The sequence below is a fragment of the Verrucomicrobiaceae bacterium genome (genome assembly GCA_016713035.1).
Lineage (GTDB): Bacteria > Verrucomicrobiota > Verrucomicrobiia > Verrucomicrobiales > Verrucomicrobiaceae > Prosthecobacter.
This window is the reverse complement of record JADJPW010000006.1, coordinates 429,897-447,320: the sequence shown is the minus strand read 5'-3', so window position 1 is coordinate 447,320 and position 17,424 is coordinate 429,897. Positions and strand designations below refer to the sequence as shown.

General features: G+C 60.6%; 16 protein-coding genes, 1 other RNA gene and 1 pseudogene. 9 read left to right on the top strand and 9 right to left on the bottom strand.

What is annotated here, in order from left to right:
* Positions 1-8: 8 nt before the first annotated feature.
* A complete protein-coding gene (locus IPK32_19080; protein MBK8094011.1) occupies positions 9-1,418 on the bottom strand; it encodes a cysteine--tRNA ligase in 1,410 nt (469 codons plus the stop codon).
* Positions 1,419-1,519: 101 nt separating this feature from the next.
* On the opposite strand from IPK32_19080, the gene ssrA reads away from it, so the two are divergent.
* Positions 1,520-1,872: a transfer-messenger RNA gene (gene ssrA, locus IPK32_19075) on the top strand.
* Between the two features lie 126 nt (positions 1,873-1,998).
* Here the strand turns inward: ssrA and IPK32_19070 are convergent.
* Complete coding sequence (locus IPK32_19070; protein MBK8094010.1) at positions 1,999-2,232, bottom strand: hypothetical protein; 234 nt, start codon at positions 2,230-2,232, stop codon at positions 1,999-2,001.
* Between the two features lie 59 nt (positions 2,233-2,291).
* Between IPK32_19070 and IPK32_19065 the strand changes: the two genes are divergently transcribed.
* Both IPK32_19065 and IPK32_19060 read left to right on the top strand, forming a co-directional pair.
* Complete coding sequence (locus IPK32_19065; protein MBK8094009.1) at positions 2,292-2,681, top strand: hypothetical protein; 390 nt, start codon at positions 2,292-2,294, stop codon at positions 2,679-2,681.
* Positions 2,678-2,995: a hypothetical protein gene (locus IPK32_19060; protein ID MBK8094008.1), complete on the top strand. Its 318-nt coding sequence runs from the start codon at positions 2,678-2,680 to the stop codon at positions 2,993-2,995. The genes IPK32_19065 and IPK32_19060 overlap by 4 nt, the downstream gene beginning before the upstream one ends.
* Before the next feature lie 540 nt (positions 2,996-3,535).
* Here IPK32_19060 and IPK32_19055 read toward each other — a convergent pair.
* A complete protein-coding gene (locus IPK32_19055) occupies positions 3,536-3,709 on the bottom strand; it encodes a hypothetical protein (GenBank protein MBK8094007.1) in 174 nt (57 codons plus the stop codon).
* A gap of 18 nt (positions 3,710-3,727) precedes the next feature.
* Here IPK32_19055 and IPK32_19050 point away from each other — a divergent pair, with 18 nt between their 5' ends.
* Positions 3,728-4,162, top strand: coding sequence for a type II toxin-antitoxin system VapC family toxin (locus IPK32_19050; GenBank protein ID MBK8094006.1), 435 nt, complete (start codon positions 3,728-3,730; stop codon positions 4,160-4,162).
* Between the two features lie 84 nt (positions 4,163-4,246).
* Here the strand turns inward: IPK32_19050 and IPK32_19045 are convergent, their stop codons facing one another.
* The gene (locus IPK32_19045) at positions 4,247-5,503 is read right to left on the bottom strand and encodes a hypothetical protein (GenBank protein MBK8094005.1); all 1,257 of its coding nucleotides are present in this window, start codon (positions 5,501-5,503) and stop codon (positions 4,247-4,249) included.
* Positions 5,504-5,549: 46 nt separating this feature from the next.
* Positions 5,550-6,656 (bottom strand): 3-isopropylmalate dehydrogenase, encoded by a 1,107-nt coding sequence (leuB, locus tag IPK32_19040; GenBank protein ID MBK8094004.1) that lies wholly within the window; start codon positions 6,654-6,656, stop codon positions 5,550-5,552.
* A gap of 161 nt (positions 6,657-6,817) precedes the next feature.
* Between leuB and IPK32_19035 the strand changes: the two genes are divergently transcribed.
* Genes IPK32_19035 through argJ form a run of 3 tightly spaced genes read left to right on the top strand, consistent with a single transcriptional unit; the run spans position 6,818 to position 9,770 of the window.
* A complete protein-coding gene (locus IPK32_19035) occupies positions 6,818-7,363 on the top strand; it encodes a DUF4112 domain-containing protein (GenBank protein MBK8094003.1) in 546 nt (181 codons plus the stop codon).
* Positions 7,364-7,409: 46 nt separating this feature from the next.
* Positions 7,410-8,465, top strand: a complete 1,056-nt coding sequence (locus IPK32_19030) for an N-acetyl-gamma-glutamyl-phosphate reductase (GenBank protein ID MBK8094002.1) — start codon at positions 7,410-7,412, stop codon at positions 8,463-8,465.
* A 15-nt stretch (positions 8,466-8,480) separates the two neighbouring features.
* Positions 8,481-9,770, top strand: a complete 1,290-nt coding sequence (gene argJ / locus IPK32_19025; protein ID MBK8094001.1) for a bifunctional glutamate N-acetyltransferase/amino-acid acetyltransferase ArgJ — start codon at positions 8,481-8,483, stop codon at positions 9,768-9,770.
* A 9-nt stretch (positions 9,771-9,779) separates the two neighbouring features.
* Here argJ and IPK32_19020 read toward each other — a convergent pair whose 3' ends face one another.
* A complete protein-coding gene (locus IPK32_19020; GenBank protein ID MBK8094000.1) occupies positions 9,780-10,523 on the bottom strand; it encodes a CAAX prenyl protease-related protein in 744 nt (247 codons plus the stop codon).
* Between the two features lie 254 nt (positions 10,524-10,777).
* Between IPK32_19020 and IPK32_19015 the strand changes: the two genes are divergently transcribed.
* Complete coding sequence (locus tag IPK32_19015; protein ID MBK8093999.1) at positions 10,778-13,225, top strand: PSD1 domain-containing protein; 2,448 nt, start codon at positions 10,778-10,780, stop codon at positions 13,223-13,225.
* Between the two features lie 107 nt (positions 13,226-13,332).
* Here the strand turns inward: IPK32_19015 and IPK32_19010 are convergent, their stop codons facing one another.
* The 3 genes from IPK32_19010 to IPK32_19000 all read right to left on the bottom strand — a co-directional run bounded on the left by IPK32_19010 (position 13,333) and on the right by IPK32_19000 (position 15,364).
* Positions 13,333-13,953 (bottom strand): hypothetical protein, encoded by a 621-nt coding sequence (locus IPK32_19010; GenBank protein MBK8093998.1) that lies wholly within the window; start codon positions 13,951-13,953, stop codon positions 13,333-13,335.
* Between the two features lie 407 nt (positions 13,954-14,360).
* Positions 14,361-14,906 carry a hypothetical protein gene (locus tag IPK32_19005; GenBank protein ID MBK8093997.1) on the bottom strand — a complete coding sequence of 182 codons (546 nt, stop codon included), beginning with the start codon at positions 14,904-14,906 and terminating at the stop codon, positions 14,361-14,363.
* Between the two features lie 155 nt (positions 14,907-15,061).
* On the bottom strand, positions 15,062-15,364 hold the full coding sequence (locus IPK32_19000; GenBank protein ID MBK8093996.1) for a helix-turn-helix transcriptional regulator: 303 nt from the start codon (positions 15,362-15,364) through the stop codon (positions 15,062-15,064).
* Between the two features lie 143 nt (positions 15,365-15,507).
* Here IPK32_19000 and IPK32_18995 point away from each other — a divergent pair.
* Positions 15,508-17,171 (top strand): annotated as a pseudogene (locus tag IPK32_18995) (type I restriction-modification system subunit M).
* Positions 17,172-17,424: the final 253 nt, after the last annotated feature.

The following is a 17,424-nucleotide window of genomic DNA, read 5'->3' as shown; positions in this document are numbered from 1 at the left end:
GCACAGCCTCACTTTGGCAGCACCTTAAAGCCCTCTTTGCTGTCTTTGATGATCCAACCGGCTGCTTCGAGCTGCTGGCGCAGTGCATCGGCAGCGGCCCAGTCTTTCGACTGCTTCGCATCCCAGCGCTGCTGCGCCAGTGACTGGATTTCGGCAGGGACATCTGCCTGTGCATCCTCTGCCACTGGCGGCAGCACGATACCGAGAGCCCCCAGCATGAAATGCAGCCCACTGCGTGCCGCAGTAGCTTCTGCGTCATTCAACGCCGCTGGCTTCATTTTGTTCAGCACACCAAAAATGCCGCCCAGGGCCCCAGGGACGTTCAAATCATCCAAAAGCACCTCCCAGGCCTCTGCGAAGGGACCGGGAGCCGTGGGGGCGAGAGTCGCACCTGGGCGCTCCAGCGCCTTATCGGCCTTTGCGAGCTTCTGGAGTGCCTGCCGTGCCGAATCGAGGCTGTGGAAGGTGAAATTCAGTGGCGCACGATAATGCCCCGCGATCAGCACATAACGCACCTCCGCAGCCGAGTAGCCGCGAGCGGCCAAATCAGCCAGCGTGTGCAGATTCCCCAGGCTTTTGCTCATTTTCCCGCCATCCACCATGAGATGCGCCACATGCATCCAGTGCCGGGCAAAGTCCCCATGCGTGCTGCAGCAGCTCTGCGCGATCTCGTTCTCATGATGGGGAAAAATCAGGTCCACACCACCGCTGTGAAGATCAAAATCCTCGCCCAAATACTCCAAAATCATCGCGCTGCACTCCAGATGCCAGCCTGGGCGGCCCTCTCCCCACGGACTCGGCCAGAAATTAGCCCCATCCTCGTCCTTCCGCGCCTTCCACAGGGCGAAGTCCGTCAGCGAGTCCTTTGTGTACTCATCACTATCCGTCGCAGAAGCCGCCTCGGAAGCCCCGAGGCGTAGCTCACGGTCCTCCAGGTGACTCAGCTTGCCGTAATCTTTAAAGGAGGCGACGCGGAAGTACACACTCCCATCTGCCGCCGCATACGCATGCCCACCCGCGATCAGCCGCTCGATCATCGCCACCTGATGCGGGATGTGCGCCACCGCACTGGGCTCCACATGCGGCGGGAGAAGGTTCAGCGCCGTGCAGTCCGTGTGAAACTTCTCCGTCCAGCCACGCGTGAAGTCGATGAGGCTCAGCGCAGCCTTTTGTGAATCGCGGATCGTTTTATCATCCACATCCGTGATATTGCGCACATGCAGTGTCGGAGTCCCCGCAGCCTCCACCACGCGGCGCATCACATCCTGCGCCACAAAAGTGCGGAAATTCCCGATATGAGCCGGTCCATACACCGTCGGCCCGCAGCAGTAGAAGCGCAGCGTTTTGCCATCGAGCGGCGTCAGCGCACGATCAGCGCGAGTCAGGGTGTCATGGAGTTTCAGGGTATTGGCAGGCATGGGGGCGGGGATTTTGAATGACGAACGCGGAAAGTCGAACACCGATTGAACCGCAGCTTGCGCTTTCGGAGGGGGGGCTTAAGCTCAGGCCTCTCTAAAACGGGGGCGTACTGGTTTCGACGGGTAGCCTTAGTTCGGAGCTGCATGCCGAGGATGATTCGTTGGCCTCGTTAAAATCGCGGATCAAAAACATAAATGTGAACTCTAACGAGCTCGCTCTCGCGGCTTAAGCCCCGCGACGTCATGCAGGCGATGTCTGGTAGCCTGCCTGACGACACTACCAGGCTGGTTTGATCACCGGGCGACCGGGTGACAAACGAGATCAAACAGGACGCTGGGTGAAGAGTAGGCCGTCTCAAGTCGCCTCCCACCGAGACCAAAGATGAGACTGAGCATGGAGACGCTACGGGCAACGGTTATTCGGACAGGGGTTCAACTCCCCTCGCCTCCACTTCCTTGATTTCCAAGGATTTCAGGGGGCGGTAAGGGGGCAGGTAAGACATGGAGTAAGACAATGACGCCAACAACTTGAGGCGGGGGGGGGAGGACATGGCGGAGATGCTGGCCGCAGGCGGGGGATTCAGAGAAACAGGAAGCTCTCTTTCTCTCCGAGGCCGGGCGGGCGCTTCTTCTTTCCATTCTGGCTCCCAAGGAAAGAGGCTGGATTGAAGATGACCGCCGCGCCGGGCGGAGGCTCCCCGGCCTTCGTGGGCGATCCATCGCGGCAGGCGTCTTTCCATGCCTCCGCGCCGCGCTGGATGCCGTGCAAAGTGTTTGCTGCTTGCCGAGTGATGCGGATGTTTTGGGATGCCACGAAAGCCAAGAAGAAGTTCAAACGTGAATCCAGCGCCCGGATCATCCACGGCAGAGAAGATGATCCGCGAACGCGAGGAACTCATTCTTGAAGCGGCAAGGCTCGTTCGTCCTGACACCATCGAAATCTATGCGGACTCTGAAACGGCCAATCCCTACGATGGCCTGCTCTTACTGCATGCTCAGGACTCAGAGAGAGCTAAACGTGTATTGGATGAAATCGGGCGTTTTCTGAGGCGAGGAACACAGTCTCTTTCGTTCTGGCGCACAGCCAAGAATGCACCTGAGATCGCGAACGAGGCACAGAGGATTCTCGCGGATGTGGTGATGCAGCTTCAAGGGCAGGGCGTGGTGAAGATTGCCCAGTCTCCCGAAAAGTTCGGCGAGGCATTTGCCGCAAGATGGAAGGTTCTGCGTCGGATAACAGCCATCGCAGCGACTATGCAGTGATTCCAGCCTTTGCGCTTCACCTCTACATCAAAGCGCAGTTCAGGTTTTGTGAGATCAGATTGACTCCAGAGGATGAACTGGCTCACCTCAAGCCTTTCGAGTGGCAAATGCTGAAATGGGCGAAAGCGATCGTTTTGGAAAATGATGAACTCACAGAAGAGTCCGCCCAAGAGATTCGAGCACGTATGCTAAGCTGGCAGTTTGATTACTTCGCTCGCAACGTTCACACGTTTGAAATGATGTGGAAGGGCATCTTGTGGCCGATGGCGAAGGACATCTGGCCCAAGTATGCGCGAGAACATGAGACTTCGTAGGATGGGAAAACACAAGTTTGGCCTCCCCCGAATCGGAAACGAGCGGTGGATGAGAAGACAGATTTTGGCATCGCGAGGCATGAATCAGCGATCAAGCGAGAGGTGGAAAGAATGCTGATGCAACAACGCGCCAGCGAGGGGGACGGGCCTGCCGGTAGAATCTGGCGGAAAAATCGGGTCAGCGCACGGTGCGGATTATCTTCAATCCTTTGGTGGAAGCGTGCTCGCCAGGCATTCATCATCCAACAATCCCGGCGCCGGCGGACTCCGGGCACAGACGGGCCGCGGAATCTGCCGCAGTTCGGGCGGGCGGCCCGCGGGCACAATGAGAAGATCACGGAGGTGAAAGTTAAGGCATGCTACGCGGCGCTGTCTGCCGAGGGGCCCTTTGCCCTCATGCTTAAGATCGAGGGAAAAGAGATCGGTCTGGATACGAAGCTTTGGCCGGGTGGGGAGGATGAGGCGTGAGGACTGGCCGCTTTGCGTCTTGCGGGCCGAGCTGGGGGATGGCATCATGGAGGCATGACAAAGACCGCTCCATCACCCCGCAAAACGACCGCGCACGCTACCGTGGCGAAGAAGCGCCAAACTGCTGCGCAGAAGCTCCGCGAGCCTGCCAGCGGCGGAGCAGCGGGCACGCATCCATGCGTTCATCGACGAAGTGGGCGATTTCTGGAAGGGGCAGCCGAGCACGGGTTCGGTGGATTTCCTCATCAAGCTACGCCGGGGAGCATGAAGCCGTTCGCAGACGCCAGTTTCATCGTGTCCTTTTGTGCTGAGGATCAACACAGCACCAAGGCGAGGCAGTGGTGGAAACAGCATTCGCGCCCGATGTTCACTTCCCGATTGGCGCTGTTTGAGGCGGAAAACACGATTCGCGTGATGCGTGTCGCACGGAAGCTGACGGCAGCCGGAGAATTGCACGCTCTTGAATCTCTGAAACGGGCGCAACTGGAAGGCTTCATCGAGCTGTGGGAAGTGCCGGTGCGCAGACTTTACCCGGCCGCGAGGCGATTGAGCCAGCATCACAACAATCAAAAGGGTTTTGGAGCGATGGACATCCTTCACGTTGCCAGTGCTCTCGACATGCATTGCGATACGCTGCTGTCCTTTGATGAGCCACAAAGAGACTTGGCAAAAGCCGAGGGGTTAAAAGTAGCACCTTGAGCGCAGCGGATTCCATCCAGCCGAAAGACAGCCGTTTCGTTCAAAGCGCCCCCCAAAGACATCACAAAGATCACGCGGCGCTTTTTACCGCCACCATGCGGGCAGATCGGTCATGGTGTCTTTCAAGATCTCCCGGATAGCGCGGCGTTCCTCGATGGAGAGATGTGCTAAGGCGGGATTCGGCTGGGCATCACGCAGGCCTTCTGCCATGCGGAAATAGACGCGGTCTTTGAGCTCTTTGGGGGCATGCTTCCAGGTGTCGGTGTAGAGCATGTAGCTGCAGCGGTGCTTGAAGATGCGGGTCTTCATATCCAGATCCTTCAGCGCGAGGCCGCGCTTCGATGCGCGGCGGTCTTCCTGGAAAGCTTTGGCATAGACGCTGTCACCTTGGATGCCAGAGGAGGGAAATTTGGCCTCATCGGCAAAGAGCACGTAGCGGGCGAATTCTTGTGCCCAGGTATCGATCTCGGTCAGCTCGGTGTTTCCGAGCATGCCTTTGCGCTCATGCTTGAGCTGACGCACGGTGTAAATGCCACGCACGAGGCGGTTCTCGAAGCCGATCTGATGCTCATGGATGAGGTGAGGTAGGATGTCGCTGGTGGGCAGCAGGTGCTTCTCCAGTGCCCAGGTCTGGCCGGGGATGACGTCTTGCTTTTCGGTGCGGCCATTCCGCGTGAGGCCATAGACGTTCGCCCTGTGCCCGCTGATGTGATGCCCACCTGTGAGATGCCAGCCGCCAAAGCGGTTCTCGAGCGGGATGTGGTGCCCCTGCTCATCGCGGCGGTAGGTTTCCAGGCTCGATCCGGCTTGGGAAACGAGCAGGGACTCCGCGATCAGGCCTGGGAGGCCTTTGGTCGCGACTCCGCCGTGGCAGTTGAAGCACTTCGTGCCGCGCTCCAAGCGTGGCATGGGGCCACCGGGCTGCATGCGATCAAACACATAAAAAATGGGCCCGCGCTCAGGATCAGCCGCCGCGACCTCCAGCACGCCACCGGGCACATAGCCGACGTAGGTGTCCTCATTGAAGAAAAGGGCACGCGGATTGCGCGGATTGATGATTTCGCTATGGAGGCTGCTGGCGGAAAACAGCAGGAGCTGCGAGCTGACGGGGATTTTCAGCGCCGTGAGCAGGCTGCGCAGCATGGACTGATCATCGGTGGTATCGAGCGTGACCTCACCCTTCTCCACCCGCTGCAGGAGCTCGGCAAAACGGTCCTTCGGCTGCCAGGTAGCGTAGTTGTGTGGTTCAGCACGGAAGTCGATGACGCGGTAATCCCGATCCACCCCGCGCAGCAGCGTGGTGGCGGTCAAAAGACAGATTGCGGGCCATTTCTTCATCATGCGTCTTTGCGGAAACGTTCGCTGAGGCCGGAACCTCGCAAACGGCTCACATCGCCGCCAGAATCGCCTCGCCCATTTCCTTCGTGTTCACCTTCCGCGTGCCGGGGGCATTGCTGAAGATGTCGCCGGTGCGCAGGCCTGCATCGATGACTTTTTTCACCGCTCCCTCGATCTGGCAGGCTTCTTTTTCCAGTCCCAGAGCGAAACGCAGCAGCAGCGCGGCAGAGAGAATCTGCGCGATCGGATTGGCGATGCCCATGCCGGCGATATCTGGCGCGGTGCCGCCGCTCGGCTCGAAAAGGCCGAAATACAGGCCGTCGCCCTTCGGCTTGCCCAGGCTGGCGCTAGCCAGCATACCCAGAGAGCCCGCGATCATGGCCATTTCATCGCTGAGGATGTCGCCGAAGAGGTTTTCGGTCACGAGCACGTCAAAGCTGCGCGGAGCCTTGATGAGCTGCATGGCGGCGTTATCGACGTAAAGGTGAGCGAGAGTGACATCGGGGTATTCTTTGGCCACTTCGACCATCGTTTCACGCCACAGGACGGAGTTGGTGAGCACATTGGCCTTGTCCACGCTGGTGACGTGCTTGCGGCGGAGCTGGGCCGCTTTGAAGGCCACATGGGCGATGCGCACGATCTCGCTCTTTTTATACACCATCGTGTCGATGACCTCGATGTCGCCATCGGGCAGCGTGGTGCGGCTTTTTGGCTGACCAAAGTACATACCGCCGGTGAGTTCACGCACGCAGAGCACATCGAAGCCACCCTCCACCAGATCCGGCCGGATCGGAGAGGAGCTGGTGAGCGCTGGGTAGCAGATACCGGGGCGCAGATTGGCAAAGAGACCGAAATGCTTGCGCAGAGGCAGCAGAGCACCGCGCTCTGGCTGCTCATTGGGCGGCAGTTTTTCCCACTTAGGGCCACCCACTGAGCCAAACAGGATGGCATCCGCCGCTTCGCAGGTTTTGATCGTCTTTTCTGGCAGAGCCTTGCCCACAGCGTCAATGGCAGCACCACCGACGAGCTCATGCTGGTAGAGAAAAGAGATGCCGGAATTCGCGGCGACGTGATCGAGGACTTTGAGTGCCTCGGCCATGACTTCAGGGCCGATTCCGTCGCCGGGGAGAACTGCGAGAGTGTAAGAACGTGACATGAGAGGTATGTTGGGAAAGGGCCGGTTTATTGGATGAGGAAGCGCTCGATGGCAATGGGGAGTGGTGTTTTTGATTCTGCCTGGAGCCCTCAACTGGGTGAAAAAGGTCTTGGATCAGCACGCAAACCGGTTATCACCGCTTTTGCTTCCCCTTCCTCTCCATGCCGAACGTATCACCGTCAGAGCTCAATCCCATCGCTGCAAAGCTCGCCCAGAGCGATGATCCCGAAAAGCAGGTGCTCTCACAATACCTCGCCAAATACCTGGATGAGTGGCTGCGCATCCCAGGCACGGACAAGCGCATCGGGCTCGATCCGATCCTGGCCTTCTTTCCCGGCATCGGGGACATGCTCGTCACTGGCGCAGGCGGGGTCATCCTCCTGGATGCGCTGCGCAGTGGCATTCCCTTCAGTACCTTCCTCCACATGGCGCTGAACATGTGCGTGAATTTCCTCCTCGGCCTCATCCCCGGCATTGCGCCCTTTCTGACCGCCTTTTATAAGTCCAACTCTCGGAATCTCGCCATGCTCCAGACTTGGCAGGCAGGCCAGCATGGTGAGGTGAAAAAAAGCACACTGCGCTTCTTCATCGGACTGGTGATTCTCATCGCATTGCTGATCTGTTTCATCATCACCATCTGGTTCCTCTACAGCTTTGTGTTCTACTCGTTCCTGAAGAGCCTGGGGATGCCTTCTTGGCTGTTTTAGCCTTGCGTAGCCATCCATTAATCTCCAGACTCCGCCCCCCTTCGCCATGTCAGCCGCCGCCAAAATCAAAGTCGCCGTCGTCGGAGCCAGTGGATACTCAGGAGCCGAGCTCCTGCGTCTGCTGCTCCGTCACCCCAATGTGCAAATTGTCGCGGTCACTTCCCGCTCGCTGGCGGGGAAACCACTCTCCAAAGAGTTTCCGCGATTCCGTGGCGTGGGCGTCGCGGACACGCTCACCTTTACGGCACCGGATGCAGCCGCTTTGAAGGCCGCAGGTGCAGAGATCGCCTTTTGGGCGCTGCCACATGGTGTGTCTGTGGAGTATGCGCAGCCGCTGCTGGCCCTGGGCATCAAAGTGATCGACCTGAGCGCGGATTTCCGCCTGCGCAGTGCCGCCGTGTATGAGGAGTTTTACGGCCACGCACATCCAGCGCCCGAATTGCTCGCGGAGGCCGTCTATGCGCTGCCTGAGCTCCGTGAGGAGCAAATCAAGGCCTCCCGCCTCATCGCCTGCCCAGGCTGCTACCCCACGAGCATCCTACTGCCGCTCATCCCGCTGCTGAAGGCCAATCTCCTCGCCGAGTCGCCCCTCAGCATCGCCAGCATGAGTGGTGCTAGCGGCGCTGGCCGCAAAGAGAGCATCCCCCTGCTCTACTGTGAGGTGCAAAACAGCGTGCGCAGTTACAGCGTGCCTTTGCACCGCCACCTGAGCGAAATCGGCCAAGAACTCGCCCTCGCCGCAGGCCGGGAGGTGAAGCTCACCTTTGTCCCGCATCTCATGCCCACGCACTCTGGCATCTGCACCACGATCTTTGCGCAGTTGCAGCCCGGTGTGACCGTCGAGCAAGTCGGTGCGGCTTTACAAAAGGCCTACGCAGACCAGCCCTTTGTGCGCTTGCTCGGTCAAAACCAGTCGCCTGATACCAAGAACGTCAATGGTACCAATTTCGTCGATATCGGCTGGTCCTATGACGCCCGCGCTGGGCAGCTCATCCTCATGAGCACGGAGGACAACATCGGCAAAGGGGCCTCTGGCCAAGCCGTGCAGAACATGAATCTCATCTGCGGATTTGCACCCACCACCGGGCTCCTCAACATCTGACCTTCTCGCCCTCCCATGCCACTCTCCAAAGAAATCGATCCCTGCGACAAACGCGTTCCCTTCAAAGTCATCGAAGGTGGTGTCACTGCGGCCAAAGGCTTCCGCGCCAGCGCGGTGAACTGCGGCATCAAGAACCCAGAGGCCACACGCCTCGATCTCGCACTCATCGTCTCCGACACACCCACCGTCACCGACGCAGTCTTCACCACCAATAAAGTCCGCGCTGCCTGTGTCCGTGTCAGCCAGCAGCACATCAAAGACAGCGATACCCGCGCCATCATCGCCAACAGCGGCAACGCCAACGCCTGCACCGGCGTGCAGGGCATCCAGGACGCCAAAGCGATGACCAAGCACACCGCCGAGCAACTCGGCGTCAAGATGCGCCAAGTCCTCGTCTGCTCCACCGGCATCATCGGCATGAACATGCCCATCCAGCGCCTGCTACCGAAAATCCCCGACGCCGTCGCCAAGCTGAACGAAAACGGCAGCGATGACGCCATGCGTGCCATCATGACCAGCGACACGCGGCCGAAGAGCTTCTCCATCGAGGTGCCGTGTGGGAAACATAAATTCCGCATCGGCGGCATCGCTAAAGGTGCGGGCATGATCTGCCCGAACATGGCCACCATGCTCTGCTTCATCACCACCGATGCCCTGATCGGCAAAGATGAGCTGAAGCGCAGCATGCGCTACGCCGTAGAAAAGAGCTTCAATTGCATCACCATCGACGGCGACACCTCCACCAACGACACCGTCATCGTCATGACCAACGGTGCCTCTGGCATGCCCGTGATCAAAAAGAACACGCCTGAGGCCGAGCTCTTCCGCTGCGCTTTGCACAAAGTGATGCTCGAACTCGCCAAGATGATCGTCTGCGACGGCGAACGCGTCACCAAATTCGTCGAAGTCCGTGTCCGCAATGCCCGCACCCTCGCCGACGCCCGCAAAGCCGCCGAAGCCGTGGCCAAGTCCCTGCTCGTGAAGTGCTCCTTCCACGGCTGCGACCCGAACTGGGGCCGCATCATCCACGCTGTCGGTTACAGCGGAGCCCGCATCCGCGAAGAACTCATCGACATCTACTTCGGTGGCCTCCAGGCCTGCCAGGGCGGCCTCGCCACGAAAACTCCCGTCGCCGAGATGGAGAAAGTCGTCCGCGAAGACAAATTCACCGTCACCATCGACCTGAACAGCGGCACCAGCGGCTACACCGTCTATACCAGTGACCTCTCGGAGGAATACGTCGATTTCAACAGCGCCGAATACAGCGCCGCCGTGCATGCCAAACGGCAGAAGGGCTTCGCTTAAGCCGCCAACTCACCAAAAGCCCCATTGGGCTGTTTTCATCACATACAGGCCTAGCAGCAGATTCCCAGCGGCGTGCATCACCACGCAGGCACCGAGGCTGCGTGTGCGCACTGCCAGCGCATACATCAGCGCCGCCCAGATGAAGGCCCCGATGTAGTCTGCTGGCTGATGCGCCACCACCACCAGCGCCGTCACGATCCAAAAAACACGCCAGCGATGTGTGCCAAAGGGGATCTTCTCAAAATCACGATCAGGATCGACGAGGTAACGCATCAAAAAGCCACGCCAGAAAAGCTCCTCCACAAAAGGCACCACCAGCGTCATCCGTGCAAAGCGCATCAGCACCGTGCAGGCATATCCAGCGCCAGAATCACGCACGATCGTGGGATCAAAGCCTTCCAGCCGCTCCTTCATGCCCAGCCACTCCCACCAGTCCTGCGGCGCATGCCCAGCAGCCACCAGCGCCTCACGCAGCCATGCAGGTAGCACCCACGCGGCGATGCCTACCACAGCAAAGACCAGCGCCAGCCCCAGTCCACGCCACGGCACCAGCGTGTAGTGCCTGCGGTAATAGAGCAGCAGCGCCCCACAGATCAGCGTCTGCGCCGGATAGAGCCACAGCTCCGGCTGACGCACATACCAGGGCAGTTCCGAGTTCTTGATCTGGAAAAGCCCCGTCGTCATCCCCAGCAGCATAAACAGCGCCAAAGGCACAATATGGGCAGCAGCGGGGGATCGGAGAGCAGGCGGCATGAAGGGATAAAAGCGCCCTCAGCATGCCGCTGGATACTCACTTTCACCAGCGACAAAAACGCCCCACGGCACCTCTCGCCCCTTAGCATCCTTTATCCGACCCATTTACCCGCTCCCAGGTCAAAAGGCAGCGCATTCGGCGTTATACTTCCTGCCTCCATGATTTGTGATTATTGGCAACAGAATGAAGGCAACAGAATGCAGTTATTCTGTTGCCGATCTGCTACTGGGATTTCACAAAACATGATGACTCGGTGCATATCATCCCCGCTTTGAACTCCCTCTCCCCTGCTCTGCTGCTCTTCTTGCTCGCCGTGATCCCCTGCACGGCGCAGATCGACTTCAATCGCGATGTGCGACCGATCCTGAGCGAGAACTGCTTCCACTGCCACGGACCCGATGCCGCCAAGCGCAAAGGCGACCTCCGACTCGATGACGAAAAGGCCGCCAAAAGCGGCACCGCCATCGTTCCCGGCCAACCAGACGCCAGCGACCTCATCCTACGCCTCCACACAGCGGATGCAGACGAGGTCATGCCGCCTCCGAAGAGCAATCGCAGCCTCACCACCGCGCAAAAACACACGCTACGCCAATGGATCGCTGAAGGAGCCAAATGGGGCCGCCACTGGGCCTTCGAGCCCGTGCAGCGCCCACCTGTGCCTGCTGGTGCCACACATCCGATCGACGCCTTTGTGCAGAAAAAACTCACCGCAGCCGGTTTGCAGCCCAGCCCACCCGCACCACGCGAGACACTCATCCGCCGACTCTCGCTCGACCTGACAGGCCTACCACCGCAGCCTGACGAGACCTCTGCGCCGGATGCCTGCATCGAAAAACTCCTCTCCAGTCCCCACTTCGGCGAGCGCTGGGCGTGGGACTGGCTCGATGCCGCACGCTACGCCGATACCAATGGCTACCAGGGCGACCCCGAGCGCACCATGTGGCCCTGGCGTGACTGGGTCGTGCAGGCCATCAATGCCAACATGCCCTACGATCAGTTCACCCTCTGGCAGCTCGCGGGTGATCTACTACCGAGGCCCACCCCGCAGCAAAAACTCGCCACCGGCTTTCACCGCAACCACATGATCAATGGCGAAGGCGGACGCATCGCTGATGAGACACGCGTCGAGAACGTCATGGACCGAGTGGAGACCACCGGCACCGTCTGGCTCGGCCTCACCCTGAACTGCACCAAATGCCACGACCATAAATTCGATCCCCTCACCATGCGGGACTACTACGCCCTCTACGACGTCTTTAACCAGACCAGCGAGGACGGCAAAGGCCGCAGCGGACAAGCCGCCCCCGCCATGGATCTGAGCACCGCCGCCGAGCTCGATCGCAGCCGACTCGCCACCGCCGCCGTCAATCGCATCGCTGACGAGGTCGATGCCTTTGAACTGAAAAAATTCCCCCGCCCAGCGGGCAAGCCCCTCACCGAAAGCGCCGCCTTCGATCTCCCAGGCAATCTACCCGCCTACATCGCCAAGACCATCCCCCGCAATCGCGGCGTGGACCCACTGCTCGAAGCCATCGGCTACTTCAAAGACAAAGACCAGCCCTACACACGCCTGCTCCAGCGCCTCCTCGCCGCCCAGCGGGAGAAGCTCGCCGCCGCCTCCGCCGTCACCCGAGTCATGATCATGGACACGCTGCCCCAGCCGCGAGAGACCTACATCCTCGACAAAGGAGCCTACGACAAGCCCACCACCACCCGCGTCACCTTCACCACACCCGCAGTCCTCCCGCCCCTGGCCCCCGACGCACCCAGGAGCCGCCTCGGACTCGCCCAGTGGCTCATCCACCGTGACCATCCCCTCACCGCACGCGTCACCGTGAATCGCTTTTGGCAGTCCCTCTTCGGCATCGGCTTGGTGAAAACGGCCGAGGACTTCGGCGTCCAGGGAGAAATCCCCCTGCACCGCGAGCTGCTCGATTGGCTCGCCGCCGAGTTCATGGACAGCGGCTGGGACGTCAAGCACCTCCTCCGCCTCATCGTCACCAGCCAGACCTACCAGCAAAGCTCCGTCCAGGCCCCAGATGCCTCCGCCTCCACCTCCGACCCCGAAAACCGCCTCCTCGCCCGTGGCCCACGCTTTCGCATGCCCGCCTGGATGCTCCGCGATCAGGCCCTCGCCCTCTCCGGCCTCCTCCAGGCCCAGCTCGGCGGCCCCAGCGTGCGACCCTACCAGCCCGCAGGCATCTGGGAAGAGGCCACCTTCGGCAAAAAGACCTACCAGCAGGACCACGGCAGCGCCCTCTACCGCCGCACCCTCTACGTCTTCTGGCGGCGCATCGTCGGCCCCACCATGCTCTTTGACACCAGCGCCCGCCAAGTCTGCGCCGTCAAAACCACCCGCACGAATACCCCACTCCACGCCCTCGTCACCCTGAACGACACCACCTTTGTCGAGGCCGCCCGCGTGCTCGCCCAAAAAGTGCTCCACATGCCAGGAGACGACCGTGCACACCTCCAGCAGGCCTTCCACCTCGTCACCCACCGCCAGCCGCAGGCAGAGGAAGCCGCCATCCTCCACCAGCAGCTCACCACCCTCCGCCGCCAGAGCACCGCAGACTCCGCCCAGCTCCTCCGCATCGGCGAAGCCCCCACCGACCCCCAGCTCTCCCCCACCGAGCACGCCGCCTGGACCAGCCTCTGCCTCATGCTCCTCAACCTCGATGAAGTCGTCACCAAAGAGTGAAGCGCATCCCACCCCGGTGGGAATTCAGGCTTTTGCGGGGCCCTCCCTGCATCCGTGGATAGCCAGCTTTTGACGGTGCCGCGCAAAACCGCCGCACGCAGGGTCACTCACCGCCTTCCATTGAGGATCAGCTCGTTGATCTTTTGGCGCAGAGCTTCGGCGTTTGGATCAGCAAAGACGGAATCCAGCGTCTCCACAGCATTGGTGTTGGCACTGGTGCCAGTGATCGCGGCATCGAGCTGTGCCAGGCTCACCTCACCGGAGGAGCCCTGCGCACCGTCACTGCCGCGTGGGATTCCGAACAGGAAACGCACGTTCGTGCCATCAAAGCTCACACTCACCGTCGCATTATCCCCAGGGTTCAGGGTGGACACACCATCCACCACCGCCTGTGCAAAGGGTGGGCCTTGCGGGCCGGGGCCCCCTGGTGGGCCCTGGGCACCGTCACTGCCGTTGTTTCCCTGCGGGCCTGGCATGCCATCCATGCCGTTGCTGCCATTGATCCCATCCATGCCGCGTGGGATGTCAAAGCTGAAGCGCAGCATGTTGCCCTGCACCGTCACACTCACGTTCGCCGGACTGCCCGGGTCCAGTGTGGCCGTGCCGTCCACCTGCGCGGCGGTGATCGGCGCGGCGGCATCCAGGATCGCTTTGAGCCCATTGAACTGATTGCGCATCTGCACGGCATCCAGTGGCGTGCCTTCTTGAGGGATTGTGGGGTCAAACATGGGGAGGGAGGGGTTTGGGGTTCTTTGTTCGGGGTTCTTGGTGCTTGGTTCTTTGTTGGGGCTGGGGTCGGAGGTGGCGGGGTTCTAGGTGGCGGGTCGGTGCTGGGGGGCTGTTCGGTCGCAGGGATGGAGGTGGCGGGTCGGTGCGCTGGGGCTGCTGGATCGCGGCCTACGGGCCCCTGGGCCGGTGCAGGGAGGCTCCGAGTCACCACCTCTGGAGCCCCTGCCCCGCTGCACATGGGCTCCGGCGCGGGGCTGCTGGGCCGCTGCACACCAGCCCCAGGGGCCCGGACAGGCTGCCCAGAGGGGTCGATGGACCACCCCAGAGGCCCCCGATACCCCCCCTTGGGGGTCCCCCTCACCACCCCTGGAGCATCGTATTCGGAGCCGAAATGGCTCAAAAACGGTCATTTTTGAGAAAAATGGCCCCCAAAGGGTGGTTCGAGGCCCCCGATCAGGGCGTCGGCGGTGTGGGCGTAGGCTCCGGTTCCTCGGGATCGCCTGCTAGGCCGGGGAAGCGCTCCTTCAGGCTCATCGTAGATCGTATCCGCACCCGGCACATCGCGCCTAGCCGCTTGGCGCACCGTTTGGTAAAAGGACAGATCTGCCAGCCAGATTTCGCTGCCCACCAGCATCAGACTATCATCCAGTTTTTCGCAGAGCTTGCACGTTTCCCGCAGGATGTCCGCCAGCACCACGCGCAGATTGCGGTCCTTCGTCACTTCCGCCGTGTCCACAAAGGGAGGGATCAAGTTTGGAGCCGTGGCCATGTAGCTGGCGCACTGTTCATCGAAGGCCAGCGATGTCGCTCCCAGTTTCGGCAGCGTGATGCGCTCCTCCTTCGTCAGGTTGATGAGGAAGGGCAGTAGGGCGCCGATCTCGGTGATTTTTGTCATGATGGCCGTCTTGTTGGCTGCGGTCACTTCAGCACTGATGCGGTTGTCGTTGGGCATAGGATTGGGTGGGTTGCTTGAGTTGGCCGTGCCATTCCATAGCACCCCTGGTGTGGAGGAGTTCCACACCAGCCCTGAGTTCCATGTCAACGGTTGCGGCATGGGCGCATTCCATCACGGCGACACCACGGCACATGTTCGAAATAGTGAACAAATCACGCCATCCGGCGCAGCTCCATACGGGCCAGTTGCAGCAGCCCGCCTACCACCATGCCCAGGGCCGCCTCCAGCCGCAGTTGCACCTCCAGCGTCGGCGAGTGCAGCCCACGCTCCAACTGGCAGAGGTACGACTTGGCCACGCCTGCCGCCTTAGCCAGATCATCCAGCGCCCAGCCCCGCCGTGTCCGCAGACGCAGCACCACCCGCCCTAGCTGCCGGTTCAGTGGATGCCGCTTTTGCTCCCGCCACCAAATCCGTCCCGATGGAACGGCCATCTTGAGTATGCGTTTGTTTTTCAAGGTCGAGAAAATCACCACACAGCCAGGTCGCGGTTTTACCGGAAACCCCGCCGCCTTGGCAATGCTTTTTTGAGTGCCCCATGCAGGGCGGCGGCAGGCATGAAAAGTTGTGACAGCTAGCGAGAAGTGCTTCAACGTGCGGGATGCCCACCGCAGCAAGTGACCAAGATTTCCTCAACGAACTCGACAAGAAGCTCTGGAGCGCCGCCGACCGGCTGCGGGCGAATCTTGACGCCGCCGTGTATAAGCATGTCGTGCTAGGCCTGATCTTCCTGAAGTATGTCTCGGATGCCTTCGAGATGCGGCAGGAGGAGCTGACCGCCCAGTTCCGGGACAAGGACCATGCGAATTACCTCGATCCTGCTGGTTTCGATGACGCCGCCGAGCTGGAGGAAAACATCCGCCTAGAGCTAGAGGAGCGGGACTACTACACCGAGGAGAATGTCTTCTGGGTGCCCGGTCTAGCACGGTGGAACACCATCAAGACGAATGCCCGCATCGCCAATGGCACGAACATGGAGGTGCGGAATGGCAAGACCTCGAAATACAAGTTCACCACACTGGCGAAGCTGATCGATGACGCTCTGGAGGCCATCGAGAAGGAGAACCCTAAATTGAAAGGCGTGCTCGATAAGCGCTTCACGCAGCATCAGATCGACCCCGCTGCGCTCGCCGGGCTGGTGGACCTCATCTCCACCATCCCCTTTCAACATGCCAACCTGCACGCGAAGGACATCCTGGGGCATGTGTATGAATACTTCCTCGGCGAGTTCGCTTTGGCAGAGGGGAAGAAAGGCGGGCAATACTTCACGCCGAAGTCCATCGTCTCCCTCATCGTGGAGATGTTGGAGCCGTATTCCGGTCGCGTGTATGACCCCGCCATGGGCAGCGGCGGCTTCTTTGTGCAGAGTGAGAAGTTCGTGGAGGAGCACGGCGGGAAGCTGGGCCAGCTCTCCGTCTATGGGCAGGAGAGCAATCCCACCACCTGGCGTCTCGCCGCCATGAACATGGCCATTCGCGGCATCGACTTCAATTTCGGCAAGGAACCCGCCAACAGTTTTACCAATGACCAACACCCGGACCTGCGGGCGGACTACGTCATGGCGAATCCGCCCTTCAACATCAGCGAGTGGTGGGACAAGAGCCTGGAAGCCGATGCCCGCTGGCACTACGGCACCCCACCGCAGGGCAATGCCAACTTCGCCTGGGTGCAGCACATGCTCCATCACCTGGGCCCGAACGGCAGCATGGCCCTGCTGCTGGCCAATGGCAGCATGTCCTCCAACCAATCCGGCGAAGGCGAGATTCGGCAGAAGCTCATCGAGGCGGATCTGGTCGAGTGCATGCTCGCTCTGCCCGGCCAGCTCTTCACGAACACGCAGATTCCGGCCTGTGTTTGGTTCCTCACCAAGAACAAGAAAAAGCGCAGCGACTTCCGCGACCGCCGGGGCGAGACGCTCTTCATTGATGCCCGCAAGCTCGGCTACATGAAGGATCGTGTGTTGCGGGACTTCAAACCGGAGGACACCGCCAAGATCACCGACACCTTCCGCGCCTGGAAGCGCGGGAAAGGCTACACGGACACCCCGGCTTCTGCGCCTCGGTGAAGACGAAAGACATCGCCAAGCACGGCCACGTGCTCACCCCCGGCCGCTACGTCGGAGCCGAGGAGGTGGAGGACACCGGCGAGCCCTTTGCCGAAAAGATGCCGCGCCTCGTGGCGGAGTTGCGTGCGCAGTTCAAGGAGTCGGCGAAGCTGGAAAAGCTCATCGAAGCGAACCTGGGAGGGCTGGGGTATGGCTTGTAGTTTTGGAGCCAACGCTCTCGCTGGCGGAACGCCGCCCGTCTTCAGCGCCAACGGCGCGGCCCATACCAGCCCAGGGCAACGCCCTGGGTATGCGTCGTCATTTCGCAGAGCCCTGACGGGGCGGCGCAACCGTTGTTTCGCCCCTTCAGGGCTCAAAATGTTTTTTGCCACCGAACCCAGGGCGTTGCCCTGGGCTGGTATATTTCGCCCCTTTGGGGCTACGGAAGGAGGGCTTGGGTATGGCGGGTGAAGA

Excerpts from the sequence above, each read along its gene's own strand:
- IPK32_19080 (MBK8094011.1), bottom strand. The coding sequence starts at position 1,418 with ATGCCTGCCAATACCCTGAAACTCCATGACACCCTGACTCGCGCTGAT.
- IPK32_19065 (MBK8094009.1), top strand. The coding sequence starts at position 2,292 with ATGATCCGCGAACGCGAGGAACTCATTCTTGAAGCGGCAAGGCTCGTT.
- IPK32_19055 (MBK8094007.1), bottom strand. The coding sequence starts at position 3,709 with ATGAGGAAATCCACCGAACCCGTGCTCGGCTGCCCCTTCCAGAAATCG.
- IPK32_19050 (MBK8094006.1), top strand. The coding sequence starts at position 3,728 with ATGAAGCCGTTCGCAGACGCCAGTTTCATCGTGTCCTTTTGTGCTGAG.
- IPK32_19045 (MBK8094005.1), bottom strand. The coding sequence starts at position 5,503 with ATGATGAAGAAATGGCCCGCAATCTGTCTTTTGACCGCCACCACGCTG.
- leuB (MBK8094004.1), bottom strand. The coding sequence starts at position 6,656 with ATGTCACGTTCTTACACTCTCGCAGTTCTCCCCGGCGACGGAATCGGC.
- IPK32_19035 (MBK8094003.1), top strand. The coding sequence starts at position 6,818 with ATGCCGAACGTATCACCGTCAGAGCTCAATCCCATCGCTGCAAAGCTC.
- IPK32_19030 (MBK8094002.1), top strand. The coding sequence starts at position 7,410 with ATGTCAGCCGCCGCCAAAATCAAAGTCGCCGTCGTCGGAGCCAGTGGA.
- argJ (MBK8094001.1), top strand. The coding sequence starts at position 8,481 with ATGCCACTCTCCAAAGAAATCGATCCCTGCGACAAACGCGTTCCCTTC.
- IPK32_19020 (MBK8094000.1), bottom strand. The coding sequence starts at position 10,523 with ATGCCGCCTGCTCTCCGATCCCCCGCTGCTGCCCATATTGTGCCTTTG.
- IPK32_19010 (MBK8093998.1), bottom strand. The coding sequence starts at position 13,953 with ATGTTTGACCCCACAATCCCTCAAGAAGGCACGCCACTGGATGCCGTG.
- IPK32_19005 (MBK8093997.1), bottom strand. The coding sequence starts at position 14,906 with ATGCCCAACGACAACCGCATCAGTGCTGAAGTGACCGCAGCCAACAAG.